Source organism: Paraburkholderia largidicola (assembly GCF_013426895.1).
GTDB lineage: Bacteria > Pseudomonadota > Gammaproteobacteria > Burkholderiales > Burkholderiaceae > Paraburkholderia > Paraburkholderia largidicola.
Window position 1 is genome coordinate 128,680 of record NZ_AP023175.1, and the last position, 25,827, is coordinate 154,506.

General features: G+C 62.4%; 25 protein-coding genes. 18 read left to right on the forward strand and 7 right to left on the reverse strand.

The window, feature by feature from the left end:
* Positions 1-302: 302 nt before the first annotated feature.
* From PPGU16_RS17340 to PPGU16_RS17370, 7 genes are read left to right on the forward strand one after another with little or no spacing between them, the layout of a single operon-like run.
* Positions 303-1,691, forward strand: a complete 1,389-nt coding sequence (locus PPGU16_RS17340) for an L-serine ammonia-lyase (protein ID WP_180723856.1) — start codon at positions 303-305, stop codon at positions 1,689-1,691.
* Between the two features lie 28 nt (positions 1,692-1,719).
* Positions 1,720-2,964 (forward strand): sarcosine oxidase subunit beta family protein, encoded by a 1,245-nt coding sequence (locus PPGU16_RS17345; protein WP_180723857.1) that lies wholly within the window; start codon positions 1,720-1,722, stop codon positions 2,962-2,964.
* A gap of 26 nt (positions 2,965-2,990) precedes the next feature.
* Positions 2,991-3,290, forward strand: a complete 300-nt coding sequence (locus tag PPGU16_RS17350) for a sarcosine oxidase subunit delta (protein ID WP_180723858.1) — start codon at positions 2,991-2,993, stop codon at positions 3,288-3,290.
* Positions 3,287-6,286 carry a sarcosine oxidase subunit alpha family protein gene (locus PPGU16_RS17355; RefSeq protein WP_180723859.1) on the forward strand — a complete coding sequence of 1,000 codons (3,000 nt, stop codon included), beginning with the start codon at positions 3,287-3,289 and terminating at the stop codon, positions 6,284-6,286. Before PPGU16_RS17350 ends, PPGU16_RS17355 begins: the two co-directional genes overlap by 4 nt.
* Positions 6,276-6,926, forward strand: a complete 651-nt coding sequence (locus PPGU16_RS17360; RefSeq protein ID WP_180723860.1) for a sarcosine oxidase subunit gamma — start codon at positions 6,276-6,278, stop codon at positions 6,924-6,926. The genes PPGU16_RS17355 and PPGU16_RS17360 overlap by 11 nt, the downstream gene beginning before the upstream one ends.
* Positions 6,923-7,384, forward strand: coding sequence for a dihydroneopterin aldolase (locus PPGU16_RS17365; RefSeq protein WP_405033778.1), 462 nt, complete (start codon positions 6,923-6,925; stop codon positions 7,382-7,384). Before PPGU16_RS17360 ends, PPGU16_RS17365 begins: the two co-directional genes overlap by 4 nt.
* A 9-nt stretch (positions 7,385-7,393) precedes the next feature.
* Positions 7,394-7,654, forward strand: coding sequence for a hypothetical protein (locus PPGU16_RS17370; protein ID WP_180723861.1), 261 nt, complete (start codon positions 7,394-7,396; stop codon positions 7,652-7,654).
* Between the two features lie 835 nt (positions 7,655-8,489).
* Here PPGU16_RS17370 and PPGU16_RS17375 read toward each other — a convergent pair.
* Positions 8,490-9,449 carry a LysR family transcriptional regulator gene (locus tag PPGU16_RS17375; protein ID WP_180723862.1) on the reverse strand — a complete coding sequence of 320 codons (960 nt, stop codon included), beginning with the start codon at positions 9,447-9,449 and terminating at the stop codon, positions 8,490-8,492.
* A 188-nt stretch (positions 9,450-9,637) separates the two neighbouring features.
* Positions 9,638-10,690 (reverse strand): NAD(P)-dependent alcohol dehydrogenase, encoded by a 1,053-nt coding sequence (locus PPGU16_RS17380; RefSeq protein ID WP_180723863.1) that lies wholly within the window; start codon positions 10,688-10,690, stop codon positions 9,638-9,640.
* Between the two features lie 366 nt (positions 10,691-11,056).
* Between PPGU16_RS17380 and PPGU16_RS17385 the strand changes: the two genes are divergently transcribed.
* Positions 11,057-12,037, forward strand: coding sequence for an AraC family transcriptional regulator (locus PPGU16_RS17385; RefSeq protein WP_180723864.1), 981 nt, complete (start codon positions 11,057-11,059; stop codon positions 12,035-12,037).
* 22 nt (positions 12,038-12,059) lie between these two features.
* Here PPGU16_RS17385 and PPGU16_RS17390 read toward each other — a convergent pair whose 3' ends face one another.
* Positions 12,060-12,452, reverse strand: a complete 393-nt coding sequence (locus tag PPGU16_RS17390) for a VOC family protein (protein WP_180723865.1) — start codon at positions 12,450-12,452, stop codon at positions 12,060-12,062.
* A gap of 166 nt (positions 12,453-12,618) precedes the next feature.
* Here PPGU16_RS17390 and PPGU16_RS17395 point away from each other — a divergent pair, with 166 nt between their 5' ends.
* Positions 12,619-12,933 carry a VOC family protein gene (locus tag PPGU16_RS17395; protein WP_180723866.1) on the forward strand — a complete coding sequence of 105 codons (315 nt, stop codon included), beginning with the start codon at positions 12,619-12,621 and terminating at the stop codon, positions 12,931-12,933.
* A gap of 22 nt (positions 12,934-12,955) precedes the next feature.
* Here the strand turns inward: PPGU16_RS17395 and PPGU16_RS17400 are convergent, their stop codons facing one another.
* On the reverse strand, positions 12,956-14,428 hold the full coding sequence (locus tag PPGU16_RS17400; RefSeq protein ID WP_180723867.1) for a sensor domain-containing diguanylate cyclase: 1,473 nt from the start codon (positions 14,426-14,428) through the stop codon (positions 12,956-12,958).
* A gap of 167 nt (positions 14,429-14,595) precedes the next feature.
* Positions 14,596-15,786 carry a polysaccharide pyruvyl transferase family protein gene (locus tag PPGU16_RS17405; protein ID WP_180723868.1) on the reverse strand — a complete coding sequence of 397 codons (1,191 nt, stop codon included), beginning with the start codon at positions 15,784-15,786 and terminating at the stop codon, positions 14,596-14,598.
* A 340-nt stretch (positions 15,787-16,126) separates the two neighbouring features.
* On the opposite strand from PPGU16_RS17405, the gene PPGU16_RS17410 reads away from it, so the two are divergent.
* The 3 genes from PPGU16_RS17410 to PPGU16_RS17420 all read left to right on the forward strand — a co-directional run bounded on the left by PPGU16_RS17410 (position 16,127) and on the right by PPGU16_RS17420 (position 17,773).
* On the forward strand, positions 16,127-16,327 hold the full coding sequence (locus PPGU16_RS17410; RefSeq protein ID WP_180723869.1) for a hypothetical protein: 201 nt from the start codon (positions 16,127-16,129) through the stop codon (positions 16,325-16,327).
* 253 nt (positions 16,328-16,580) lie between these two features.
* Complete coding sequence (locus tag PPGU16_RS17415) at positions 16,581-17,402, forward strand: alpha/beta fold hydrolase (protein WP_180723870.1); 822 nt, start codon at positions 16,581-16,583, stop codon at positions 17,400-17,402.
* Between the two features lie 107 nt (positions 17,403-17,509).
* On the forward strand, positions 17,510-17,773 hold the full coding sequence (locus PPGU16_RS17420; RefSeq protein ID WP_180723871.1) for a DUF2164 domain-containing protein: 264 nt from the start codon (positions 17,510-17,512) through the stop codon (positions 17,771-17,773).
* A 16-nt stretch (positions 17,774-17,789) separates the two neighbouring features.
* On the opposite strand, the gene PPGU16_RS17425 is transcribed toward PPGU16_RS17420, so the two are convergent.
* Positions 17,790-18,701 (reverse strand): LysR family transcriptional regulator, encoded by a 912-nt coding sequence (locus PPGU16_RS17425; protein WP_180723872.1) that lies wholly within the window; start codon positions 18,699-18,701, stop codon positions 17,790-17,792.
* Between the two features lie 148 nt (positions 18,702-18,849).
* On the opposite strand from PPGU16_RS17425, the gene PPGU16_RS17430 reads away from it, so the two are divergent.
* The 6 genes from PPGU16_RS17430 to PPGU16_RS17455 all read left to right on the forward strand — a co-directional run bounded on the left by PPGU16_RS17430 (position 18,850) and on the right by PPGU16_RS17455 (position 25,355).
* On the forward strand, positions 18,850-19,863 hold the full coding sequence (locus PPGU16_RS17430) for an aldo/keto reductase (protein ID WP_180723873.1): 1,014 nt from the start codon (positions 18,850-18,852) through the stop codon (positions 19,861-19,863).
* Positions 19,864-19,961: 98 nt separating this feature from the next.
* Positions 19,962-20,474, forward strand: coding sequence for a DUF1697 domain-containing protein (locus PPGU16_RS17435; protein WP_180723874.1), 513 nt, complete (start codon positions 19,962-19,964; stop codon positions 20,472-20,474).
* 93 nt (positions 20,475-20,567) lie between these two features.
* Entirely contained in the window at positions 20,568-21,500 is a 933-nt protein-coding gene (locus tag PPGU16_RS17440; protein WP_180723875.1) for a 2-hydroxyacid dehydrogenase, read from the forward strand.
* Positions 21,501-21,528: 28 nt separating this feature from the next.
* Positions 21,529-22,008, forward strand: a complete 480-nt coding sequence (locus tag PPGU16_RS17445; RefSeq protein WP_180723876.1) for an OsmC family protein — start codon at positions 21,529-21,531, stop codon at positions 22,006-22,008.
* 605 nt (positions 22,009-22,613) lie between these two features.
* Entirely contained in the window at positions 22,614-23,957 is a 1,344-nt protein-coding gene (locus PPGU16_RS17450; protein WP_180723877.1) for a sigma-54-dependent transcriptional regulator, read from the forward strand.
* 252 nt (positions 23,958-24,209) lie between these two features.
* Complete coding sequence (locus PPGU16_RS17455; RefSeq protein WP_180723878.1) at positions 24,210-25,355, forward strand: metallophosphoesterase; 1,146 nt, start codon at positions 24,210-24,212, stop codon at positions 25,353-25,355.
* A 6-nt stretch (positions 25,356-25,361) separates the two neighbouring features.
* Here the strand turns inward: PPGU16_RS17455 and PPGU16_RS17460 are convergent, their stop codons facing one another.
* Entirely contained in the window at positions 25,362-25,580 is a 219-nt protein-coding gene (locus PPGU16_RS17460) for a hypothetical protein (protein ID WP_180723879.1), read from the reverse strand.
* Between the last annotated feature and the right edge of the window lie 247 nt (positions 25,581-25,827).

Genomic DNA, 25,827 nt, shown 5'->3' on the forward strand with positions numbered 1-25,827 from the left:
CGCACGCGGGATAACCCTAGCGTCGCCGATTCGCGCCCGCGTCTCTTGTCCTTTTCCGACACCGACTTGCGTAGATGCGAAGCGCGTTCATCCCCACGCGGCTTGGGATCCGGCCGCTCGTGCCGCGCCCGGACTTGCGTTTTTCCGTCACCGAGTTGCTGAGAAACGCAGTCGGGGCGCTATCTGGCGTCGCCATCCCACGTCGATGCCGTTTTTGTTCTATCGGCGGATTTTACGCTTTGGTGTACTGGCGTCACTGCGGAGTGCACGCGTTTCCGCCCACCTACCTGAGCAAGGTTTCCATGAACGTCAGCGTTTTCGACCTGTTCAAGATCGGCATCGGCCCATCGAGTTCGCACACAGTCGGCCCGATGATCGCCGCCTGCCGCTTCGCTTCCCACATCGAGGACGCGAACCTGCTCGCGTTCGTGCGCCGCGTGAAAGTCGAGCTGTACGGTTCGCTCGGCGCGACGGGCAAGGGCCACGGCACCGACAAGGCCGTGCTGCTCGGCCTCGAAGGCCATCTGCCCGACACCATCGATCCCGATCTGATCGAGCCGCGCCTGGTCGATATCCGCAAGGGCAAGCGCCTGTCGCTGCTCGGCAAGCACGAGATCGGCTTTGAAGAGAAAGAGCACATCGCATTCTTTCGCCGCCTGATGAGCGGCACGGGCAGCGTCGTGCATCCGAACGGCATGCGCTTCCAGGCTTTCGACGAGAACGGTCAGTTGCTGGTCGAGAAAGAGTATTACTCGGTCGGCGGCGGCTTCGTCGTGAACCGCGAAGGCGACCGCGTGAACGGCGTGCGAGCGGGCGGCGAAGTGCCGTATCCGTTTCGCACCGGCGACGACCTGATGCGCGTGTGCCGTGAAAGCGGCCTGTCCGTCGCGCAGGTGACGTTCGCCAATGAATGCGCGTCGCGCGCGCCGGAAGACGTGCGCGAAGGCCTGCTGACCATCTGGCGCACGATGGCCGCCTGTGTCGAACGCGGCTGCAAGATGCACGGCGAACTGCCCGGCCCGATGCGCGTGAAGCGCCGCGCCGCCGATCTCACCGTGCAACTGCGCACGCGTTCGGAAGAGTCGCTGCGCGATCCGCTGTCGATGCTCGACTGGGTCAACCTCTACGCAATGGCCGTCAATGAAGAGAACGCCGCGGGCGGCCGCGTCGTCACCGCGCCGACCAACGGCGCGGCGGGCGTAATTCCCGCCGTGCTGCACTACTACGTGAAGTTCGTGCCGGGCTCGAACGAAAGCGGCATCGTCGATTTCCTTTTGACGGCCGCGGCGATCGGCATCATCTACAAGGAAACGGCGTCGATCTCGGGTGCGGAAGTGGGTTGCCAGGGCGAAGTGGGCGTCGCGTGCTCGATGGCTGCGGCGGCGCTTGCAGCCGTGATGGGCGGCACGCCGACGCAAGTCGAGAATGCCGCCGAAATCGGCATGGAGCACAACCTCGGCATGACCTGCGATCCCGTCGGCGGCCTCGTGCAGATTCCGTGCATCGAGCGCAACGCGATGGGCGCGATCAAGGCACTGAACGCATCGCGCATGGCGTTGAAGGGCGACGGCCAGCACTACGTGACGCTCGACAACGTCATCAAGACGATGCGCGAAACGGGCGCCGATATGAAAACGAAATACAAGGAGACGTCGCGCGGTGGTCTCGCCGTGAACGTCATCGAATGTTAATGGTAACGAGCAACAAGGGGTCTGCACGATGAGCCGCTATTCGATATTCAGTCTGTTCCGCAACGGGTTGTCGTATCACGAGAACTGGGAGCGACAGTGGAGAAGTCCGGCACCGAAGAAGGAATACGACGTGGTGATCGTCGGCGGCGGCGGGCATGGTCTTGCGACCGCGTACTACCTCGCGAAGGAGCACGGCGTGAAGAACGTCGCGATTCTGGAGAAGGGCTGGATTGGCGGCGGCAATACGGCGCGTAACACGACGATCGTGCGCTCGAACTATCTGTGGGACGAATCGGCGGCGCTGTACGAGAAGGCGATGAAGCTGTGGGAAGGCTTGTCGCAAGACCTCAACTACAACGTGATGTTCTCGCAGCGCGGCGTGATGAATCTCGCGCACACGCTGCAGGACGTACGCGACACCGAGCGCCGCGTGAATGCGAACCGCCTGAACGGCGTCGATGCCGAGTTCCTCACGCCCGAGCAGATCAAGGAAATCGAGCCGACCATCAACCTGAATAGCCGCTATCCCGTGCTCGGCGCGTCGATTCAACGTCGTGCAGGCGTCGCGCGTCACGATGCTGTGGCGTGGGGTTTTGCGCGCGGCGCGGACCAGGCGGGCGTCGACATCATCCAGAATTGCCAGGTGACGGGCATTCGCCGCGACGGCGGCCGTGTGACGGGCGTCGATACGGTGAAGGGTTTCATCAAGGCGAAGAAGGTCGCTGTCGTCGCAGCCGGCAACACGTCGACGCTCGCCGACATGGCGGGCATCCGTCTGCCGCTCGAAAGCCATCCGTTGCAGGCGCTGGTGTCGGAGCCGATCAAGCCCGTCGTCAACTCGGTGATCATGTCGAACGCGGTGCACGCGTACATCAGCCAGTCCGACAAGGGCGATCTGGTGATCGGTGCGGGCGTCGATCAGTACACGGGCTTTGGGCAGCGCGGCAGCTTCCACATTATCGAAGGCACGCTGCAGGCGATCGTCGAAATGTTCCCGGTGTTCTCGCGCGTGCGGATGAACCGTCAGTGGGGCGGCATCGTCGACGTGTCGCCGGATGCATGCCCGATCATCAGCAAGACCGACGTGAAGGGCCTGTACTTCAACTGCGGCTGGGGCACGGGCGGCTTCAAGGCGACGCCCGGCTCGGGCTGGGTGTTCGCGCACACGATCGCCAACGATGAACCGCATCCGCTGAACGCGCCGTTCTCGCTGGACCGCTTCTATACCGGCCATCTGATTGACGAACACGGCGCTGCTGCCGTGGCCCACTAAACGCACTCACGCTGAGAGAGACAAACATGCTGACGATCGAATGCCCGTGGTGCGGGCCGCGCGCCGAATCCGAATTTAGCTGCGGCGGTGAAGCCGATATTGCACGTCCGCTCGACACCGACAAGCTCACCGACAAGGAATGGGGCGACTACCTGTTCATGCGCAAGAACCCGCGTGGCGTGCATCGCGAGCAATGGCTGCACACGCAGGGCTGCCGCCGCTGGTTCATGGCGACGCGCGACACCGTCTCGTATCAGATTCAAGGTTACGACACGTTCAAGATGGGTAACACGTCCGCCGACGCACAAGGGGGCAACAAGCAATGAGCCAGAAGAACCGCCTCGGCGCCGGTGGGCGCATCAACCGCGCGATTCCGCTGACCTTCACGTTCAACGGCCGCACGTATCAGGGCTTTCAGGGTGACACGCTCGCGTCGGCACTGCTCGCGAACGGCGTGCACTTCGTCGCGCGCAGCTTCAAGTATCACCGCCCGCGTGGCATCGTCACGGCCGACGTCGCGGAACCGAATGCCGTCGTGCAACTGGAGCGCGGCGCATACACAGTGCCGAATGCACGCGCGACGGAAATCGAGTTGTATCAGGGGCTGGTCGCGAACAGCGTGAATGCCGAGCCGAATCTCGAGCACGATCGCATGGCGATCAATCAGAAGTTCTCGCGCTTCATGCCCGCGGGCTTCTACTACAAGACGTTCATGTGGCCGGCAAAGTTCTGGCCGAAGTACGAAGAGAAGATTCGCGAAGCAGCGGGCCTCGGCAAGTCGCCCGAGGTGCGCGACGCCGACCGCTACGACAAGTGCTACGCACATTGCGATGTGCTGGTGGTCGGCGGCGGGCCGACGGGTCTTGCGGCGGCACACGCGGCGGCCGTGAGCGGTGCGCGTGTGATTCTCGTCGACGATCAGCGTGAACTCGGCGGCAGCCTGCTGTCGGGCAAGACGGAGATCGACGGACGCGCGGCGTTGAGCTGGGTCGAGAAGATCGAAGCGGAACTGTCGCGCATGCCGGATGTGACGATCCTGTCGCGCAGCACGGCGTTCGGCTATCAGGACCACAACCTCGTCACGGTGACGCAGCGTCTGACGGATCATCTGCCCGTGTCGATGCGCAAGGGTACGCGCGAACTGCTGTGGAAAATCCGCGCCAGGCGCGTGATTCTCGCGACGGGTGCGCACGAACGTCCCATCGTGTTCGGCAATAACGATCTGCCGGGCGTGATGATGGCGTCGGCCGTTTCGACGTATATCCATCGCTTTGGCGTGCTGCCGGGCCGCAATGCCGTCGTGTTCACGAACAACGACGCGGGCTATCAGTGTGCGCTCGACATGAAGGCGTGCGGCGCGACCGTCACGGTCGTCGATCCGCGTGCGCAGGGCAGCGGCGCATTGCAGGCGGCGGCACGTCGTCATGGCGTGAAGATCATGAACAACGCGGCTGTGATGACGGCGCACGGCAAGCTGCGCGTCACGTCGGTCGAAGTGGTCGCGTATGCGAACGGCAAGACGGGCGCGAAGCAGGCGGACCTGCCGTGCGATCTCGTCGCGATGTCGGGTGGCTATAGCCCTGTGCTGCATCTGTTCGCGCAGTCGGGCGGCAAGGCGCACTGGAACGACAGCAAGGTGTGCTTCGTGCCGGGCAAGGGCATGCAGCCGGAAACGAGCATCGGCGCAGCAGCGGGCGAATTCAGCCTGGCGCGCGGTCTGCGTCTCGCTGTCGATGCAGGCGTCGAAGCGGTGAAGTCGATCGGTTACGCGGTGACGCGTCCGCAAGTGCCGCAGGCCGCGGAAGTCGCCGAGTCGCCGTTGCAGCCGCTGTGGCTGGTCGGCAGCCGCGCGGATGCGGCGCGCGGCCCGAAGCAGTTCGTCGATTTCCAGAATGATGTGTCGGCGGCTGACATTCTGCTGGCGGCGCGCGAAGGCTTCGAATCCGTCGAGCACGTGAAGCGCTACACGGCGATGGGCTTCGGCACCGATCAGGGCAAGCTCGGCAACATCAACGGCATGGCGATTCTCGCCGATGCACTCGGCAAGACGATTCCCGAAACGGGCACGACGACGTTCCGCCCGAACTACACGCCTGTCAGCTTCGGCACGTTTGCGGGCCGCGAACTCGGCGACCTGCTCGATCCGATCCGCAAGACGGCTGTCCACGAATGGCACGTCGAGAACGGCGCGATGTTCGAGGACGTCGGCAACTGGAAGCGCCCCTGGTACTTCCCGAAGAGCGGTGAAGACCTCCATGCGGCTGTGAAGCGCGAATGCCTTGCGGTGCGCAACAGCGTCGGCATTCTCGATGCGTCGACACTCGGCAAGATCGACATTCAGGGGCCGGACGCCGCGAAGCTGCTGAACTGGATGTACACGAACCCGTGGAGCAAGCTCGAAGTCGGCAAGTGCCGCTATGGCCTGATGCTCGATGAAAACGGCATGGTGTTCGACGACGGCGTCACGGTGCGCCTCGCCGACCAGCACTTCATGATGACGACCACGACGGGCGGCGCGGCGCGCGTGCTGACGTGGATGGAACGCTGGCTGCAGACGGAATGGCCGGACATGAAGGTACGCCTCGCGTCCGTCACCGATCACTGGGCGACGTTTGCCGTCGTCGGTCCGAAGAGCCGCAAGGTCGTGCAGAAGATTTGCAGCGACATCGACTTCGCCAACGAGGCATTCCCATTCATGTCGTACCGCAACGGCACGGTGGCGGGCGTGAAGGCGCGCGTGATGCGGATCAGCTTCTCGGGCGAGCTTGCCTACGAAGTCAACGTGCCGGCGAACATGGGCCGCGCGGTGTGGGAAGCGTTGATGGCCGCGGGCGCCGAGTTCGATATCACGCCGTACGGCACGGAAACGATGCACGTGCTGCGCGCGGAGAAGGGCTACATCATCGTCGGTCAGGATACGGATGGCTCGGTGACGCCGCACGATCTCGGCATGGGCGGACTGGTCGCGAAGACGAAGGACTTCCTCGGACGCCGTTCGCTGGCGCGCTCGGACACTGCGAAGGAGGGGCGCAAGCAGTTCGTCGGCCTGCTCACCGACGATCCGCAACTGGTGCTCCCCGAGGGCAGCCAGATCGTCGCCGGTCCGTTCCAGGGCGATACAGCGCCGATGCTCGGACACGTGACGTCGAGCTACTACAGCCCGATTCTGAATCGTTCGATTGCGCTTGCCGTGGTCAAGGGCGGCCTGAACAAGATGGGGCAAAACGTGACGATTCCGCTCGCGAGCGGCAAGCAGATCGCCGCGAAGATCGCCAGCCCCGTTTTCTACGACACCGAAGGAGTGCGTCAACATGTGGAATGAAGCAAGGAACAATGCACCGGGCGCAACGTCGGCTGTCGCGAACCGGGTGGCGGGGCAACCGTGGCAGGAGTCGCCGCTCGCCGGTGTCGGCGAGCTGGTGAAAAAGCATGCGGCGGCGCCATCGAAGAAGTTTCATCTGCGCGAAAAGGCGTTCTGCGATCTCGTGAATCTGCGGGGCGACGTGGGTGATGCCGGGTTTCTCAGCGCGGTCGAAAGCGTGACGGGTTGCCGTCCGCCGGCGAAGCCCAATACCGTTGCACGCGGCAATGGCTACGACGTGCTGTGGCTCGGGCCCGACGAATGGCTCGTGCGCTCGCAGCAACCTCAGGCACCGGTGGCCGAGGACAAGCTGGTCGAAGCGCTGCAAGGGCAGTTTGCGTCGGCCGTGGATATCGGCAGCGGCTGGACGGTGCTCGAAGTGAGCGGCGAGAAGGTGCGCGACGTGATTGCGCGGGGTTGTCCGCTGGATCTGCATCCGCGCGTGCTCGCGCCGGGGCAGTGCGCGCAGACGCATTACTTCAAGGCGTCGATCGTACTCGTGCCTGTCGCGGATGATGTGTATGAGATCGTCGTGCGACGCAGTTTCGCCGATTACTTCGTTCGTATCATGCTCGATGCGGCTGAGCCGCTGATGTCGTGAAGCCGTTCGAGGCGCCGTTGGCGGCTTATGTGCGGGCTTCTTCGGATGCGCGTGGCGCTGCCAGGGGCAAGGGCTGGCGTGTGTTTATCGATGAGCTGGTTGTCGACACGCGAATTGGTATTCATGCGCATGAGCATCTTGCGGCGCAGCCCGTTGTGATCGATGTGAGTCTTGCTTATCGCTGCGAGCCTTCGGAGGAGGGTTTGCATGCGATGATCGACTATGAGCGGTACTGTAATCGCGTGAGTGAGTTTCTTTCTGTTAAGCCGCATACGCGGATGCTGGAGACGCTTGCTGTTGAGATTGCTTTGCTTTCGTTTGCCGAGTGGCCTGCGCTTGAGGCGATTACGCTGGCTTTGCATAAGCCCAAGATTCGTGAGGGCACTAAGCGGATCGGGGTTGAGCTGGACTGGACTCGCGGTGATTTCGAAGCGCATTCGGCTTCGGCTTTCGGCTGAGCCGTTGATATGTCGCGTGCGCAAACGTCTGATCTGGTCAAGCGTGCGTATACGGGCGGCGACGCCGATGCCGCTGTTGCTCTGCTCGAGCAGAGTATTGCGTTGGGGCATCGGCGGATTGCTTTGATTCGGTATCTGCAGGCGCAGTATCTCGAGGCGGTGCTCAATGCCAGGCATCATGAGTATGTGAGGGGTGTTGCTGCGCGGATGAGTCCGGATACGTTGGCTAGAGTGGTAGGCGAGGCGCGTCTGCGGGCGAAGCGGATGTAGGTGGGTTTGTTTTTTTTGTCTGCGACGCTGGGTGGTCCGCTTTGCTTTTGCGCTGGCATCCGCTTGATGTTATTGGTTCGCAAGCGTTGCCCCTGTGCGGGGCGGCACCTACTTTTCTTTGCCGCCGCAAAGAAAAGTAGGCAAAAGAAAGCGGCTCACACCGCCAGTTCTTGTATTTGCCTGAGGGCCCCCAAAGGTTCTTACACTTCACACGGCAACCACGTGACCGACGTTCGTTGCCAGCGCTCTTGCAGCACGCCTCACCCGCTTCACGCTCCCGCACTACAGCAAGCCGTGCCAGACAGTCCCCCGCCGCCCAGGTGGCAAACTGTGTGCAGGCCGTAGTACCTCACACGCCTCACTTCGGACCGATAGCGCACGCGTCCCACACCGTAAGAGCGCTATCCTGTACGCCGCGACAACCTACACACAGTTTGCCACCTGGGCGGCACATACCATTCGCTGCCGCTTGCCTTGGTGCGGGAGTCTGACGCGGGTGATGAGCACATTCAAAGCGTTGGCAACGGGCACCAGCCAAGGCACTGCCGTGTGAAGTGTGGGGACGTCGGGGGCCCGTGGATAAGAACACGTGCTGGCGGTGTGAGCCGCTTTCTTTTGCCTACTTTTCTTTGCGGCGGCAAAGAAAAGTAGGTGCCGCCCCGCACAGGGGCGACGCTTGAAGCACGCTAACAAAGCGCGGATGCCAGCGCAAAAAGCAAAAAGCAAAAAGCAAAAAGCAAAAAGCAAAAAGCAAAAAGCAAAAAGCAAAAAGCAAAAAGCAAAAAGCAAAAAGCAAAAAGCAAAAAGCAAAAAGCAAAAAGCAAAAAGCAAAAACTCAAGCCGCCTGCAAGCCACCTTGCATCAAAATCCTCACCCGCAACAAATCCGCCTCAACATGCCCTTGGTGCTGAAACAACTCAGCGAGCCAATCAACGAACGCCCGAACCCGCGGCGACACCCGCCGCCCCTTCACATAAGCAACCGAAACGGGCATCGGCACAGGCTTCCACTGCGGCAAAACCTCCCGCAACAATCCCTTGTCCAACAAAGCCTGCGCAGCAATCCTCGCTGGCTGAATCAAACCAAGCCCTTGCAGCCCGCAGGTCAAATAAGCATGCTCATCGCTGACCTTGATAAACCCATCCACCTTAACCGTCAGCGGACTCCCACCCACATCAAAATCAAAATCAACAGCACGCCCAGTAATCATCGACATGCAATTCACGGCGACATGACCGGAAAGATCATCAAGACTCTCAGGCATGCCGTAACGTTCGAGATAAGCCGGACTGGCACACGTCACGTGCTCCAACGTGCCAAGCCGTTTAGCAGCCAGCCCTGAATCCGGCAACTCGCCCAACTGAATACTGCAATCAACAGCCTCACCGACAAGATCCACATTGCGATGACTCACCCCAATCGCGAGATCAATCCCCGGATAACGCTCATGAAAATCATCGAGCGCGGGCAGCACGATAGACGTCGCCACGGCCCCCGGCATCTCCACCCGCAAACGCCCGCTCGGATTATCGAGCGTCTGCCGCAGCGTTGCTTCCATCTCATCGATATCGGCAAGTATCTGCGCGCAGCGCTCGTAATAAGCAGCGCCTTCCGGCGTGAGACTCAACCGCCGAGTCGTACGCACGAGCAGGGTCGTGCCCAGCAGCGCTTCCAGGTTCTGAACAATCGTTGTTGCCGTCGCGCGCGGAATCTCGAGAGACTCGGCGGCGCGTGTAAAGCTATTGGTATCGACGATACGCATGAACGTGCGCATCGCCTGGATACGATCGATCACGGAACTCTCCAAAAACGGGACATTCCAGAAAAAGACAACGAGCGGAAAACACCACGGCACACCCCGTCCCGATAGGGAGGCGCGCCGATACTGCACATGCAATGACGGATGCGAGGCGGGAAGCAGGGACAGGCCGCCGTCCTGCGCGGCCTGGATGGAAGGGGTAAAGCGTTGGGTCCTGCTGCCCGTTACTTGCGGAGCGAGTCGAGATCGATGACGAAGCGGTACTTCACATCGCTCTTCAACATGCGCTCATATGCTTCATTGATCTGCTGCATCTGGATCATCTCGATGTCCGAGGTGATGCCGTGCTTGCCGCAGAAGTCCAGCATTTCCTGCGTCTCGGCAATGCCGCCGATCAGCGATCCCGCCAGACGGCGGCGCTTCATGATCAGGTTGAACACCTGCGGCGACGGATGATCGTGCTCCGGCGCACCCACCAGCGTCAGCGTTCCATCGCGCTTCAGCAGGTTGATGAACGGATTCAGATCGTGCTGCGCCGCGACCGTGTTGACGATCAGATCGAAGCTGTTCACATGCGCTTCCATCTCCGCCGGGTTCTTCGAGATCACCACTTCGTCCGCGCCGAGGCGCTTCGCGTCTTCGATCTTCGATGCCGACGTCGTGAACAGCACGACATGCGCGCCCATCGCGTGTGCGATCTTCACGCCCATGTGGCCGAGGCCACCAAGACCCACGATGCCGACCTTCTTGCCCGGCCCCGCGCCCCACGTGCGCAGCGGCGAATACAACGTGATGCCCGCGCAGAGCAGCGGCGCGACGCCAGCCGGGTCGAGGTTCTCCGGCACGCGCAGCACGAATTCTTCATCGACCACGAGTTGCGTCGAATAACCACCGTACGTTACGGCGCCCGTCAGCTTGTCGTTGCCGTTGTACGTGCCGACAAAACCGTTCTCGCAATACTGTTCGAGGCCTTCCTGGCAACTCGGGCACGTGCGGCACGAATCGACCAGACAACCGACGCCGACCAGCTGGCCGACCTTGTACTTGGACACTTGCGACCCAACGTTCGTCACACGGCCGACGATCTCATGGCCCGGGACGACGGGATAAATCGTGTTCTTCCACTCGTTGCGTGCCTGGTGCAGGTCCGAATGACAGACCCCGCAAAACAGGACTTCCATCTGTACATCGTGTTCGCGCAGATCGCGACGCTGAAATTCGAACGGCGCGAGTTTCGATTGCGCGTCGGTTGCGGCATAGGCGTAGGTCGTGGACATGAGGGCTCCAGCTTGTAGATGCGTTGCGCGAGGCGCCGCGCAGCATGCTTGCGCGGCGGTTGAATCTGTCGTGCGCCGAGGCACGCGGAATGTCCGCCGTGAGGTTCGTCCGATGGGCATCAGCGCAGCATGCAAGTGGCTACGCGGGGTTGGCAGGCCTCGTGCGAGGCGCCGGACGGGTGTCGCGGACAGGTAGCGGGCTTTGCGACAGGGTTCCCATATTAGGGACCGGGCGCCCCCCAGGGAATACCTGAACGTCTTGAAGGCTTGCCTATTTCTCCTGGAGCCGTCCGCCCTAGGCCATTTAATGCTAGATTTCAAGCCATATTCTCTGGCGGTGCATGTTTTCGCCGAATGGATTTCATCATGTCCGACACAAAACTTTCAAATAGCGCACCCCACGCGGAGCGCTCGCCGCAGCAGCGCATGGTCGAATTGCTGCGCACGCTCGCGCCCGCTGAAGGCATGACGGACGCGCCGCTCGAAGGCGTCAAGTTCCTGCGCGCGAACCACCCCATGCCACGTCGCCCGGTGATGTACGAGCCGAGCATCGTGATCGTCTGTCAGGGCCGCAAGCGCGGCTATCTTGGCGACCACGCGTACATCTATGACGCGCAGCAGTATCTGGTGCTGTCCGTGCCGCTGCCGTTCGAATGTGAAACGGAAGCGAGCGTCGACGAGCCGTTCCTCGGCATTTCGGTTCGCGTCGATCTGACGATGGTGGCTGAGCTGCTGATGCTGCTCAACGAAACACACGGCGCCGTCGACAGCGAGCCGCGCGGCATCTACTCGACGCCGCTCGACCAGCCGCTCGGCGATGCCGTGCTGCGCCTGCTCGAAGCGCTGGTGTCGCCCGTCGATGCGCGCATTCTCGCGCCGTCGATCGTGCGCGAGATCTGCTATCGCGTGCTGACGGGCGTGCAGGGCAACGCGATACGCGCGGCGCTCACGCACCAGCATCACTTTGGCCGTATCGCGAAGGCATTGCGCCGCATCCATACGGAGTACGACGGCGATCTCGACGTCGAGACGCTCGCGCGCGAATCGGGCATGAGCCTCGCGGTCTTTCACGCGCAGTTCAAGAACGTCACGTCGACTTCGCCGATGCAGTATGTGAAGACGACGCGTCTGCATCACGCGCGTCTGCTGATGGTGCAGGACGGCCTGAACGCGGGCGCGGCGGCGGCGCGCGTCGGTTATGAAAGCGCGTCGCAGTTCAGCCGCGAATTCAAGCGTCTGTTCGGGCTGAGTCCCGTCGATGAAGTGAAGCGCATGCGCGGCACGCTGGACCCCGTCGTGCCGCCGCAACCGCAACGCGCCGTTCCGAAGTACGTGACGACGAACTGATGCTGCGCACGATGTGGTGCTGTCACGCGGCGTCGTGGCAGCACACGCAGAGCTTGTTACCGTCGAGATCGCGGAAGTACGCGCCGTAGTAGTTCGCGTGATACTCGGGGCGCAGCCCTGGCGGCCCTTCGCATGCAGCGCCATGCGCGAGCGCCGTCGTATGCACGCGATCAACCATGAGACGGTCCGCCGCCAGCAGCGCGACCATGTGGCCGTTGCCCGAAACGGCAGCTTCGCCGTCGAACGGCTTGCCAACGAGAAACAGCGGCCGCGCGACGCCCGGCTTCATCCATCCCGCCCAAGGCCTGTCGTCCTCGCGAAACTTCAGCGCGAGCCCCAGTTCGGCGAGCACCGCCGAATAGAAAGCAAACGCCCGCTCGAAATCGTTGACGCCGATGAATACGTGGGAAAGCATCGAATACGGCTCCTTTCACGCAGAAGTCCAGCAAGACAGGTAACGCCGATACCAGCATGATTGCTGATCTGGCTACGCGTTCGCGTGGTGATTACGATGGCTGCGCTGTGTATTCGAACAAACACGCGAACAACACACGCGAACAACACTCACGGAGCCCACCATCATGAAGCGTTTTCACATCGCGCTCGCCGTTGCGAATCTCGACGAATCGATTGCCGACTATAGCGGGCGTCTCGGGCAGCCGCCCGCGGCCGTCGTGCCAGGTCAGTACGCGATGTGGCGCACCGATCTGCTCAACTTCTCGATCAATGAAAAGCCCGAAAAAGCAGGGCAGTTGCGCCATGTCGGCTTCGAGGACGACGCGGTCGAAGGCTATTCGAGCAGCCGCGACGTCAACGGGCTCGAATGGGAGCTGTTCTCCGCGGCCGAACAGGACAGACGCATCGTCGGCGCGTACGGCGTGCCCGTGAAAAGCTGACGCCGCCGCAAAACGCAAAAGCCTACTTCTGCGCGCCGCTCGCTTCCTGCAACGTGTAGTGCGCGCGCTTTTCCTCATACATCAGCAGGTCGGCGCGCTGCACGCCTGCTTCGATCCGTTCGCCGCGCTGGACGGTCGCCATCCCCATCGAGAAGCTGATCGGCGAGCCCGGATAGAACTGGTTGTTCAGATCTACCAGCTGGCGGATCGTCTCGATCATCGTCGCGCCGCCGCGCTCGTCGGTGCCGGGCAGCAGGATCGCGAATTCGTCGCCGCCAATGCGCGCCGCGTTGAACGGCGTCTCCATCGCTTTCGCGAGCACTTCGCCGGCGCGGCGCAGCAGCGCGTCGCCCGCTGCGTGGCCGAGCTGATCGTTCACGCGCTTGAGGCCATTGAGGTCGGCCATGATGACCGTCACCGGGAACGGCCCCTTGCGTTCGAGCCGGTTCAGTTCATCGACATAGAACGAGCGGTTGCGCAGCTTGGTCAGCACGTCGTGCTTGCCGAGGAACTCCAGATACGCCTCGGCCTTTTTGCGCGCGGTGATGTCGGTGAGCGCGACGAGCACGAGGTCCCACGAACGTTCATGTCCCGGCAGCACCGAGAACTGCAGATGCACGTGCACCTCGTTCGCTTCGAGCGAGTAGTTGAGCACTTCGCGCTGCTGGAACAGCTTGCCGTCCCACAGGTCGATCAGCTGTTCGCGGAAATGCGGGCGCATGTCGTCGCGGAACACTTCCGGAAGGCGGCCGAGCAGGGTTTTCTTGTCGGGCGCGGCGAACATCTCCAGCGTGTGCTGGTTGACGTCGAGCACATGAATCTCCGCCATGCACCGTTCGACGAACTCCGGGTGCACGTCGGTGAAGGTACGGAAATCGGTGATGCCCGCCGCGCGCGCGTCGTCGAGCAGGTGCTTGACGGCGCTGAAATCTTCGACCCACAGCGACACGGGCGAATACTCGAACAGCCCGCGCACGTACTGCTCGGCCTCTGTCACGCGATGGCGCGCGCCTTCCAGTTCCGTGATGTCTTCCGTCGACACCAGCACGCGGTCCCAGCGTTCCTCATGGCCCGGCAGGACCTTGCCCTTGAGCAGCACGTCCAGACGCCGGCCGCCCAGCGTGTAGTTGACCGTTTTGCTCGTGAAGTGCGGCTGGCCGGACCAGAGCTGGCACAGCTCTTCCAGGTGAGTCTTCAGCATGTCGTCGCGAAAGATCGCCGACAGGTTGTCCGTCAGCGCACTGAAATCCGCGGCTTCGAACAGCGTCAGCGTCTGCTGGTTGACCTTGATGACGCGGATGCGGCTTGCGCACTCGGCCACACGCTTGATGTCCTCGCCGATGTGCGTGCGCAGGTCCGTCACGCCTTGCGCGCGCCAGTCTTCGAACAGCGCCTTGACGCCGCTGAAGTCTTCGAGCCAGAGCGCGACGGGCGCGAGATCGAACATTTCCGAGTCGTCGTCGGCTGTGGAGCGCGGGCGAGGGTGGTTGGGCATGACAGGTCCAGAATCGAATTTCTCGCTATTCTACGGTGCCAATTGGGCCCGGAGAAAATGTCGGGCGCCCGGCATCGGCGCGGTCGGATGCGGCCGCAACCGTTATAACGGCAAATTACCGCGATTCTGCAGGCGTCTCACGGAAGTAAAACCGGCGCGACGCGTACTCAATCCGCGAGTGCTGAAACAGTTGTTTGAAAACCGTCGCGGCAAAGCGCGACGAGACGTTCCGCGGTCTGCTTCAGGCGTGCTGGGTCCACGGACAACGCGTGATCGATGCCTTCGGCAATCCCGTTCACGCGCACGGCGACGGGCTGGTCCACGTCTTCCCACGTTTGCGCGAAAGCCGTCTGCTTGCAGGGCCGCGCGAAATCGCCGTCGTGCAGCAGACTGATATGCGGCAACGCATGTGCGATCGCGACGATCCGGCCATGCAGGCTGCTGCCGAGATAGCCGCGGCTGTACGCAAGCAGCGCGCAGATGTCCCAGATATTCAGCGAATCGAAGAGATGCACGGACGGTGCACGCATGCGCGCAGCCGTGCGCTCGAAGCACGCAAGGTCGTCGTGCCAGGGCGCCGCGCCTGCGCGGAAGAACACGATAGCGAGATCCTGCGCGTGCGCGGCCTGGTCCAGTTGCGCGGCGATCTGATCGAGCGTCGGGTCGTCGCCGAAGTCGGCGCTGAATTGCACGGCCAGATAGCCGCGCGGCGCGGCTTCGCGTATCCGCGCAACGGCCTGCTTCGATGCATGCGCGCGGATCGTATCGCCGAACAGTTCGGCGACCATCACCGCGCAATCGGGCGTAAGCCGCGCTTCGATGCCTGACTTCGCGAGCAGCGCTTGCGTATGGAGGTCGCGCACGCTGATATCGTCGGCGCGGAAGAGCTTGGCGAGTATCTCGTTGCGCATCCCGTCGTCGCAATCATCGAGCGTCACGCCGCCGACCGCATTGAACAGAACACGCGTGGCGCGCGGCCATGCGTCCTTCGACACGACATACGGTGCAAGCTCGCGCGTGCCGAGCCTGTGCTGCGCCCATTCTGATCGATCGTATTGTTGCGACGCGATGATCCGTTGCGCGTCGTGGTTCGATTGCAGCATCACGGCGGCGTCCCACGCATCGCAGGTGAGAATTTCTCCACCGACATGAAGCACATCGACCGCACGGTCGTGCAACTGTCGAAGTGCCTGGACACGATGCCCGCCTTGCGCGCGCAGATCACGCGCGACGAGTCCCGCGACGCGCACGTCGCGACCCATGAGCATACGCGCGGCGATGTGAGGAAACAGCATGTCGCCGAAGTTGTGCCGGTCGAACGCGCCGAACAGCACGACAGGTAATGATTGCGCACTCATCGATCTATTCCGCCATTATCTGGCGAACGCCGCGTGCCGCGCGATTGCCGAGTTGACTTTCGCATTTCCATGCCCTACGAATCGAATTAACCGGTCGTCGGTTATAACGGTGCAAAGCGTCATACAAGTCACTGAATTCTGTTCGGAGGGTACACGCAATTCCCAATTGGCCGCGCGATCACGCATCGCGGCATGGCACGCGAGCGGCACGCGCAATACGAGGAAAACGTGTTTTCCGGCGAAGCGTTTCGACACGCTTCGCCGTGAAGCGGGCGACGATCAGTCTGCAGCGCGCCGGCATGCCGGTGCGTCTCGTCATGCCTCGAAGCAGAGAACTGTCATGTTCGCCTACATCATCGTCGTCGCCGTGTCGGCCTTCATTCCCTATGTCGCAACGCCTGCCGCGGAAGCGGGCGTCAAGGCCATCGTCTCGCATCACAACGATATGGAAACCAGCGACGCGGCCGTCACGCCGACGCTCGTCGCGCAGGATGCACCCGTCGTGTCCGTGGCAAATGCGCAGCCTCGCGAAGCGCACTGAAGCAGCGTATAACCCGGCTTCATCATCGGCGCTTTGAATCCTGACGGCACGAAGCGGGCCGCGCGCCCGCCCGGTTGTCGCGCGAAGTGTCCCGCCGGCGCGTCCTGATGGACCGCGCCGCGTCGGCGCTCGTCCGCATCGATACCCTTCGTCTGAAGGATGTTTTATCGGCCTGTAACATGGGCGTCGAGAATGATCGATCCAGCCGCCGCGCGGCGGCTTCACGCGTTACCACCGAAAGGAGTGCAACCGAATGAGCACGATCACCACGAAGGACGGCACGCAGATTTACTACAAGGACTGGGGCTCGGGCCGTCCCGTCGTCTTTTCGCACGGCTGGCCGCTCGACGCGGACGCGTGGGATGCGCAGATGCTGTTCCTGCTGCAAAACGGCTTTCGCGTGATTGCGCATGATCGTCGCGGACACGGCCGCTCGGATCAGCCGTCGAACGGCAACGACATGGACACCTACGCCGACGACCTTGCCGCGCTGCTCGACGCGCTCGATATCCAGGGCGCGACGCTCGTCGGCCATTCGACGGGCGGCGGGGAAGTCGCCCACTACATCGGCCGGCACGGCACGAAGCGGGTCGCGAAGGCTGTGCTGATCGGCGCGGTGCCGCCGACCATGCTGAAGACGGAAGCGAATCCCGGCGGCCTGCCGATGGACGTGTTCGACGGCATCCGCAAGGGTGTTGCCGACAACCGCTCGCAGTTCTACAAGGACCTCGCGATGCCGTTCTTCGGCTTCAACCGGCCGAACGCGAAGGTGTCGCAAGGCACGATCGACGCGTTCTGGGCGCAAGGCATGGCGGGCGGTGCCTACGGCCAGTACCTGTGCATCCGCGAGTTCTCCGAAGTCGACTACACGGAAGACCTGAAGAAGATCGACGTGCCGACCTTGATCCTGCATGGCGACGACGATCAGATCGTGCCTATCGATGACGCCGGCAAGCTGTCCGCGAAGATCGTCAAGAACGCGACGTTCAAGATCTACGAAGGCGCGCCGCACGGCATGTGCGTGACGGAAGCCGACAAGGTCAACGCCGATCTGCTCGCGTTCATCAACAGCTGAAGTCCCGGCAATATCCCGAAAGCGGCGCGCCCTTGCGGGACGCGCCGCTTTGCTGTTTCATCCTCATGCTGCATCGCCCGATGCAGATCACGCTGGGATGAACACGCATGACAATCGAACTGGACAAGGACGTGCGCAGCGAAGCGATCGCCTCGCTGCAACGCTATTTCGTGGAGAACATGGACGAGCCGATCGGCAACATCCAGGCGGGCGCGCTGCTCGGCTTCTTCGTCGAGGAAATCGGCCCGGTGATCTACAACCTCGCCGTGCAGGACGCGCAGGAACGCATGCACGCGCGCGTGGCAGAACTCGATATCGAGTGTCACGAAGAGGCGTTCGGTTACTGGAAGAAGTACGGCAAGCGGCGCTGAGCCGCGTCGGTCTGCTTTATCTCGCATCCCGGCTGCGATTGTCGCGCAGCACGAAGTCGACGAAGGCGCGCAGCGGCGCGGGCATGTGCTCGCGGCTCGCGTAGTAGAGACGCGGCCCCGTGAACGATTGCCACCAGTCGCGCAGGATCGGCACGAGCGTGCCGTCGTCGAGCGCGGGGCGCAGCAGTTCGTCGAACGAATAGACGATGCCAAGCCCGTCGACAGCCGCGCGCCGCTCGAGATCGATCGTAGATGCGATGAGCGGCCCGTTCGGCACGATCCGCACCGCTTCGTCGCCGCGCGTGAACTCCCACACGGCCAGCACGCCGCTTTCGAAGCGATGGCCGATGCACGCGTGCCGCACCAGTTCATCGGGATGTTCGGGCTCGCCATGCTGCTTCAGATACGCGGGCGACGCGGCGGCGACGAAGCGCTGCATCGGCGGGCCGATGGGCACGGCGATCATGTCGCGCTCGATGCGTTCGTCGTAGCGGATGCCCGCGTCGAAACCGGCCGCGAGGATATCGATGAAGGTGTCGTTCGACGCGACGTCGACGGTGATGCCCGGATGTTCGGCCAGAAAGCGCGACAGCATCGCAGGCAGGACTTCGCGCGCGACGATCGATGGCACGTTCAGCCGCAACGTGCCAGTGGGGCTGTCGCGGAACACGTTGATCGCATCGAGCGCCGTCGAGATTTCGCCGAACGCGGGCGCGAGCCGCTCGAATAGTCGCTGGCCGGCCTCCGTCGGCGTGACGCTGCGCGTGGTGCGGTTCAGGAGTCGCACGCCCAGTTGATGCTCCAGGCGCCGTACGGCTTCGCTCAGCGACGAAGCGGACACGCCGCGCGTGGAGGCGGCATTGCGGAACCCGCGCGCCGCGGTAACGGCGACGAAGGCTTTCAGATCGCTCAGATCGGGTTCGACCATTGTTCGGAATTCCGCACGGGGCATTCGGATTGAGTGGGATTATCGCACGGTTGGTTTGCGCGGATACTGCCGTTCAAACGTCGCGCCGCGCTGGATGCGCGAAAGGCGACGGACCCACCGTTTCAACGAATCCACGGAGAGCACTCACATGAAGCAACTGCAACCTGGCAAGACAGGTCCGGCGAGTTCGGCGCTCGGCCTCGGCTGCATGGGCATGTCGGGCATGTATGGGCCGGCCGACCGCGCCGAGAGCATCGCGACGATCCACGCGGCGCTGGAGGCGGGCATCACGCTGTTCGATACGGGCGACTTCTACGGCATGGGCCACAACGAGATCCTGCTCGGCGAGGCGCTCAGGAGCGCGCCCGCGTCGCGGCGCGACAATGCGCTCGTCAGCGTGAAGTTCGGCGCGACGCGCGATCCCGCGAACGGCTGGTCGGGGTACGACGCGCGCCCCATCGCCGTGAAGAACTTTCTTGCGTATTCGCTGCAGCGCCTGGGCGTGGATCACATCGACATCTATCGCCCGGCCCGGCTCGATCCGAACGTGCCGATCGAAGACACGGTCGGTGCTATCGCGGAGATGGTGAAGGCGGGCTATGTGCGGCACGTCGGCCTCTCCGAAGTGGGCGCGGCGACGATTCGCAAGGCCGCATCCGTCACGCCGATCTGCGACCTGCAGATCGAGTACTCGCTGATTTCGCGCGGCATCGAAGACGAGATCCTGCCGACGCTGCGAGAACTCGGCATCGGTGTCACGGCTTACGGCGTGCTGTCGCGCGGGCTGATCAGCGGACACTGGCAGAAGGATTCGGCGGGCAAGGGCGATTTTCGCACGATGAGTCCGCGCTTCCTGGGCGAGAATGCCGACCATAATCTCGCGCTCGTCGACGCGCTGCGCAAGGTCGCGGACAGCAAGGGCGTGTCGGTGGCGCAGATTGCGATTGCCTGGGTTGCCGCGCAAGGCGACGACATCGTGCCGCTGATCGGCGCACGGCGGCGCGAGCGGCTCACGGAAGCGCTCGGTGCGCTCGACGTGGAGCTCGACGCGCAGGAGCTTGCCGCGATCGAGACAGCGGTGCCGAAGGGCGCGGCAGCGGGCGAACGCTATGCGGCCGCGCAGATGGCGCATCTCGACAGCGAGAAGGGCGGCGCGCACTGATGCGTCGAACGTCGACGAAGCCGGGCGTGATCGGCGATGCTATCGCTGCAAAGCAGATGCGGTAGCATCGAACGCAATCGCGACTCCAACCTCCGTCCATGACCACTTATGTTGCGTTGCTGCGGGCCGTCAATGTCGGCGGCACCGGCAAGCTTCCGATGACCGAGCTTCGCAAGATGTGCGAGGCAGCGGGCTTCACCAACGTGCGCACGTACATCGCGAGCGGCAACGTCGTGTTCGACAGCACGCTGGCGAAACGCGCGGCGCAGCAGGCGCTCGAACGCAGCCTCGAGGCGTATGCGGGTAAGCCGGTCGGTGTGCTGATTCGCACCGGCAAGGAAATGGCTGCCGTGCTGGCGGCGAATCCGTTTCGCGACGAAGCGCCAAACCGCACGGTCGCGATCTTCCTCGATGCAGCGCCGCCCGCCGATACGCTCGAGCACATCGCCGGACAGCATAACGAACAGGTCGCGCTCGGCAAGCACGAGATCTACGTGCACTACGGCGACGGCATGGCAAAGACGAAGCTGAAGATTCCCGCCGCGAAAACAGGCACCGCGCGCAACATCAACACGATCGCCAGACTGGCGGAGTGGGCCGCGCAGTCATGACGAAGGGCGCTGCGGCGAACAGGGCTTGTTGCTACACTTCGCGTTGCCCGATACTTCGTTGCAGTACCTCTCATCCTTCGCTTGCGTCGAGTCATGAAACCTTCCCTGCTCATCCTGATTCCACTGGGCGACGACAGTCGCGCGCGCATTTCAGTATCCTTCGATATTCATTACGCTCCCACACACGAAGCACGCGTTCAATCCATCGCGAAAGAAGGTGCGGCGATCCGCGCCGTATTGACCAACGGCACGACAGGTCTGACAGCCGATGAAATGGACCAGATGCCCGCGCTCGAATTCGTCAGCGCGCTCGGCGCAGGTTATGAAAACATCGCGACCACGCACGCAAAAGCACGCGGCATCGTGCTCGCGAACGGCGCGGGGACGAACGACGATTGTGTAGCCGATCATGCAATGGCCCTGTTGCTGGCTGTCGTGCGCGACGTGCCGCAACGCGACCGCGCGACTCGCGAAGGCATCTGGCGCGACACGTTGCCGATGCGGCCTTCCGTGTCGGGCAAGCGGCTTGGTGTGGTGGGGCTCGGCAATATCGGGCTGAAGGTTGCGCGGCGCGCGGCCGGCTTCGATATCGACGTCGCGTATCACAACCGCAAACCGCGCGATGGCACGGCATTGCGCTACATCGACAACCTGCTTGAACTCGCGCGCTGGAGCGACTATCTGGTCGTTGCCACGCCGGGCGGTCCGGCTACCCAACATCTGATCGATCGCACCGTGCTCGAAGCGCTGGGGCCGAAGGGCTTTCTGGTGAACGTGTCGCGCGGCAGCGTCGTCGATACGGCCGCGCTTGCGGATGCGCTCGCGAACGGTGTGATAGCAGGCGCGGGTCTCGATGTGTACGAAGGCGAGCCGCAGCCGCCGCAGGCGCTCGTGCATCTGACGAACGTCGTGCTCACGCCGCATGTGGCGGGTACGTCGCCGGAAGCGATCACGGCTTCCGTCGAAAACTTCATCACGAACGCGACGCGCCACTTCGCGGGCGAAGACGTGTTGACACCCATCTGATCGTTCACATCGCAAGGACCGTTCGCGCATGGCAAAGCATACGGCGCTCATCGAATGGAGCAGCGACGGCAGCAAGTTCACCGACAACCGCTATAGCCGCGCGCATCGACGGACGTTCGACGGCGGCGCAGTGGTGCCCGCATCGAGTTCGCCGCATGTCGTGCGCGTGCCGTTCTCCGATCCCGCAGGCGTCGATCCTGAAGAGGCGTATGTCGCGGCGCTGTCGAGTTGCCACATGCTGTGGTTTCTGTCGATTGCTGCCGGGCAAGGTTATGTCGTCACGACGTATCGCGACGAAGCCGAGGGCACGATGGCGAAGAACGACGAGGGCAAGGAAGTGGTCGCGCGTGTCGTGCTGAAACCGGCCGTTGCATTCGCCGGAGCGAAAGCACCAAGCGATGAAGCGCTCGCGCATCTGCATCATCTCGCGCACGACGCGTGTTTTCTCGCCAATTCGGTGAAGACGGTGATCGATGTTGAGGGGACTTGGCGCTTCGAACAGGTTTGATTTGCATTTAGACGTAAGCGCTAAAACCATATGTCTATGTAGCAAGCTTGACTTGTTTCCTTTATAACCGCGTCGCCAATGATCTGGATCAGCTTGCCTTAAGCATTGCGTTTTATGATCCACGGCCTTCTGATGTGACGCTGCCGGTAAGCATGTTGCTTTCTCGTCAGGTTTAATTCGCTATTGCCGGTTCTTTCGACTTGTACTCCAGGCGACGCGGTAGTTTTGTCGTTATTCATCAAGCGAATATGGAACAAGTGCGGCATTCAAACCGCTATAAATTACCGATGTGTTCAGATCGCCACAGTGGCTCGCGCCGAATGTAAAGGATCGTTACTCACGTAACGGCCGAAACAACAAACAAGTGGTGCATTTCCATTCTTCTCATGTGGCCAGCCGCGCGGCTCGCGCGATAACTGCGGGCGTTGCGCTCAATCAATGGCAACTGAAGCTGCATGTAGACGTTTGCAAACGGTAACAACCCGCGAAATTGACGAGACCATGATTCCATTACTTATTGAGTAACCGATCGCGGCCGTTTTACGGGGGGCGTGAAGCAGTCGGTACTTGTTCGATCAATTCGAGGCGGGTCAACCGATCACATCATGAACCTGAATCTGAAAAGGCTCTATCACGTATGCAACCCTGAGCGCGCATGTCTCGACGGCATTCTTCCGTCGCTGCAATGGCGCATTCGTTGCATCGATATCCGCGAGCGGCAGGGCGCCGCATTGCTCGCCAATGACCGCGCCGCCGGGCTGATCGAATTTCCGTCGTTGAGCATTCCCGCGGACCTGCACGAAGTCGACGAACTCACGCGATCCAGCACTGCGATCAGCTGGGTGGCCGTGGTCACCAATGCCCATCTCAACGACCCGGAAATCGGACGCATCGTGCGCACTCGTTGCACGAGCTTCATCCGGTTGCCCGCTGCTGCGGAGATGGTCGCTCAGGAACTCGATCGCGCGTATCAGATGTCGGCGGGCGACGGGGGCGAGCCCATCAACACGAGCGCGGGATCGGTCGCACTGATCGGCGCATGCGCGGCGATGAGCGACGTGCGTGCGGCAATACGCAACGCGTCCGAACATGAACGGCCTGTGACATTCATCGGTGAATCGGGCAGTGGCAAGACGCTGGCGGCGTCATCGATCCATCTGGGTTCGTCGCGCCGCGAAGAGCCGTTCGTGTCGATCGACTGCGCGGCCTTCGCACCGGAACGCGTGGAAACGGAACTATTCGGGGAACGGGGTGGCGAGGAGAGGAAAGTCGAAGGGGGCAATCAGCGCTCCCGCCTTGAGATGGCGGAGGGCGGCTCACTGTATATCGACGGTATCTGCGAACTGCCGCTGACGGCGCAGCAGCGTCTCGCTGATATGCTCGATACAGGAGCGCGCGATGTGCGCATCATCTGCTCGACACATATCGACTTGCAGCGCGCTGCAGACGAACATCGTCTGCACGCGCGTCTTTTCTCGTGGCTTTCGCCCGACACGATCACGATTCCGCCGCTGCGCGAACGCGGCCCGGATATCCGCTTGCTCGCGACGCATCTGCTGAAGAGCTTTCGTTCCGATTCCCGTCATGAGGTGCAAGGTTTTTCCGTGTGCGCGTGGGAAGCGTTCGACGCGCACACCTGGCCCGGCAATCTGCAGGAAATGGTCAATCGCATCCGTCATGCAATCGTCGCCAGCCAGGGCCCGCTGATCACCGCCGTCGATCTGGGTTTTGATCAGGTCGCGGGCGTGCCTTTGATCAGCGCATCCGACGATACCGATGACATTCCCGAGTGGCAGGCGGTCGAACTGGCCATCGCGCGAAATCAGGGCCGACTCGATGCGGCCGCGACAGAGCTGCACATTTCGAAAGTGTTGCTCGCGCGCATGCTGGCCTCGGACTACCGGCGTTCGATGGCCACGCCGGGAGAACTGCGGATGGATTCCGCCTAGTCGCCGAAAAGGCGGTCGCCTGCGACGGGGCGAAATCCGCAATGCGCTTCACGAACAGTTACACAAACCTTTTTTGTGTAGCACCTTGTCACATATCTGCGCGCTATGCTTGCCGTCAACGTCGCGGCGGATTTCACCCGTACCTACCCTGATTATTTTCGCTTCGTTTTTTTGATTTTTTTTGATTTTTTTTCGCGGATTTTTTTATTCCGTCCTATGTTGTTTTTGTATTTCCGGAACCTTCTCTGACCCATGAAAGAGCCCTATCGCGCCGTTCACCGCTATCCGCGTAACGACTCGGGACGTGACTTCGTCGTGGGCGACCTGCACGGCTGCTTCACGCAGTTGCGTACGGAGCTGGAGGCGCGCCACTTCGATCCGCAGCGCGACCGGCTGTTCGCCGTCGGCGATCTCGTCGATCGCGGGCCGCAATCGGATAGCGTGCTGGAGGCCGTCGAGCAGTTCGGGATCAAATCCGTGAAGGGCAATCACGAAGAGGTGATCTTGCGCTGGCATGCCGGCGAGGAGCAGGCGCTTTCGCTGCTTGGCAACGGCGCGGACTGGCTGCTCGACCGGGCCGATGACCGCGAGTGGGTCAAGGCGATCGCCACCTACATGGCGTCGCTGCCCTATCTGATCGAGATCGAAACCGAGCACGGGCTGGTCGGCATCGTGCACGCGGATTCTCCCGTTTCGGACTGGAACAGGCTGGTTGCCGATATCGAAAGAGAACGGTCGGACGGCAAGACGCGCCGCAAGGCAATCTGGTCGCGCACGCGCTGGAAGGCGCAACCGTCGCACCCCGCGCCGTCGCGCAACACATTGCGCAGCCTGCTCGACAAGGCAAGGCACAGCGTGCGCGGCGAGGCGCACGTGGTGGGACGGATCGACAACGTGACGGCCGTGATCGTCGGCCATACGCCCGTGACGGCCGTCACCACGAAGGACAACGTGATCAACATCGATACGGGCGCCGTCTATGGCGGCAAGCTCACGATCATGGATCTCGCTGATCTGCCGCAGTGGATCGACGTGTCGCCGCACAGCACGGTTGCCGTGGACGAGCCGGGTTGGCGCGAGCCGGTGATGGCTCGCAGTGCCGTGAGCGCACCAGCGCCTGCGGTGAATGTCGATGCCGCAAGCGCCGACACGGCGGTCGAGCACGATGTCGCGCTCGCAGAACGTCCTGCGCCGCCCGACGTTCCCGCCGCAACGGCAGAGCGTCGCGACGTCCCGCAAAACGAAACGCCACGTCTCGCGCCGGAGTCCCGACCCGTGCCTGAACCGTTGACGTCGTTCGTGTCGAACGGCATGCACATCACCGTGCGCATGAGCATGCATAGCATCGTGAGCGAGCAGCAACAGGGCGCGACTACCGGCGCCACGCGCCGGCGATAACAGCATTCAATTCGGCGACGCGTGGCGCGCCTTATCCATTCCTAGCCGTCTGAGCAGATCGCGTCCACGCGCACTGATCTGCAGTGCGGCCGTGCCGCCGCGAAGCTCGTGCACTTCGACGAGTTCGTAGTGGCGCAATGCAAGCACATCTGGGTCGAGCGATTCGATACGGCGTTCATGGCTATTCAACAGCATGAGCGTCGCCAGTTCGTGAGGGCTCAACATCAGGACACCTCCGTGGACAAGTGAGCGAGCAGTCCGGACATGCTAGTCGGATGACACGACAGTTTGACTACGGGCGTGTTTCATCACGTTACGCGGTTACAGGGATGACAGTGGCGAAAGGCGGCGGCCAGTCCCGCGCATGCGACGTATGTGCTGATTGAGCGGCGATAACTCGACGATGTGCGTGTAACAGGCTTACGCGCGGGTAAGCCCGTTACAGCATCTGGAAAGCACGCGCCTGGGCGAG

Coding starts and splice junctions, on each gene's coding strand:
- PPGU16_RS17345 (WP_180723857.1), top strand. CDS start 1,720: ATGAGCCGCTATTCGATATTCAGTCTGTTCCGCAACGGGTTGTCGTAT.
- PPGU16_RS17355 (WP_180723859.1), top strand. CDS start 3,287: ATGAGCCAGAAGAACCGCCTCGGCGCCGGTGGGCGCATCAACCGCGCG.
- PPGU16_RS17430 (WP_180723873.1), top strand. CDS start 18,850: ATGAAGCAACTGCAACCTGGCAAGACAGGTCCGGCGAGTTCGGCGCTC.
- PPGU16_RS17440 (WP_180723875.1), top strand. CDS start 20,568: ATGAAACCTTCCCTGCTCATCCTGATTCCACTGGGCGACGACAGTCGC.
- PPGU16_RS17450 (WP_180723877.1), top strand. CDS start 22,614: ATGAACCTGAATCTGAAAAGGCTCTATCACGTATGCAACCCTGAGCGC.
- PPGU16_RS17380 (WP_180723863.1), bottom strand. CDS start 10,690: ATGTCCACGACCTACGCCTATGCCGCAACCGACGCGCAATCGAAACTC.
- PPGU16_RS17415 (WP_180723870.1), top strand. CDS start 16,581: ATGAGCACGATCACCACGAAGGACGGCACGCAGATTTACTACAAGGAC.
- PPGU16_RS17425 (WP_180723872.1), bottom strand. CDS start 18,701: ATGGTCGAACCCGATCTGAGCGATCTGAAAGCCTTCGTCGCCGTTACC.
- PPGU16_RS17400 (WP_180723867.1), bottom strand. CDS start 14,428: ATGCCCAACCACCCTCGCCCGCGCTCCACAGCCGACGACGACTCGGAA.
- PPGU16_RS17460 (WP_180723879.1), bottom strand. CDS start 25,580: ATGTTGAGCCCTCACGAACTGGCGACGCTCATGCTGTTGAATAGCCAT.
- PPGU16_RS17340 (WP_180723856.1), top strand. CDS start 303: ATGAACGTCAGCGTTTTCGACCTGTTCAAGATCGGCATCGGCCCATCG.
- PPGU16_RS17445 (WP_180723876.1), top strand. CDS start 21,529: ATGGCAAAGCATACGGCGCTCATCGAATGGAGCAGCGACGGCAGCAAG.
- PPGU16_RS17395 (WP_180723866.1), top strand. CDS start 12,619: ATGAAGCGTTTTCACATCGCGCTCGCCGTTGCGAATCTCGACGAATCG.
- PPGU16_RS17370 (WP_180723861.1), top strand. CDS start 7,394: ATGTCGCGTGCGCAAACGTCTGATCTGGTCAAGCGTGCGTATACGGGC.
- PPGU16_RS17405 (WP_180723868.1), bottom strand. CDS start 15,786: ATGAGTGCGCAATCATTACCTGTCGTGCTGTTCGGCGCGTTCGACCGG.
- PPGU16_RS17350 (WP_180723858.1), top strand. CDS start 2,991: ATGCTGACGATCGAATGCCCGTGGTGCGGGCCGCGCGCCGAATCCGAA.
- PPGU16_RS17455 (WP_180723878.1), top strand. CDS start 24,210: ATGAAAGAGCCCTATCGCGCCGTTCACCGCTATCCGCGTAACGACTCG.
- PPGU16_RS17360 (WP_180723860.1), top strand. CDS start 6,276: ATGTGGAATGAAGCAAGGAACAATGCACCGGGCGCAACGTCGGCTGTC.
- PPGU16_RS17410 (WP_180723869.1), top strand. CDS start 16,127: ATGTTCGCCTACATCATCGTCGTCGCCGTGTCGGCCTTCATTCCCTAT.
- PPGU16_RS17420 (WP_180723871.1), top strand. CDS start 17,510: ATGACAATCGAACTGGACAAGGACGTGCGCAGCGAAGCGATCGCCTCG.
- PPGU16_RS17435 (WP_180723874.1), top strand. CDS start 19,962: ATGACCACTTATGTTGCGTTGCTGCGGGCCGTCAATGTCGGCGGCACC.
- PPGU16_RS17385 (WP_180723864.1), top strand. CDS start 11,057: ATGTCCGACACAAAACTTTCAAATAGCGCACCCCACGCGGAGCGCTCG.
- PPGU16_RS17390 (WP_180723865.1), bottom strand. CDS start 12,452: ATGCTTTCCCACGTATTCATCGGCGTCAACGATTTCGAGCGGGCGTTT.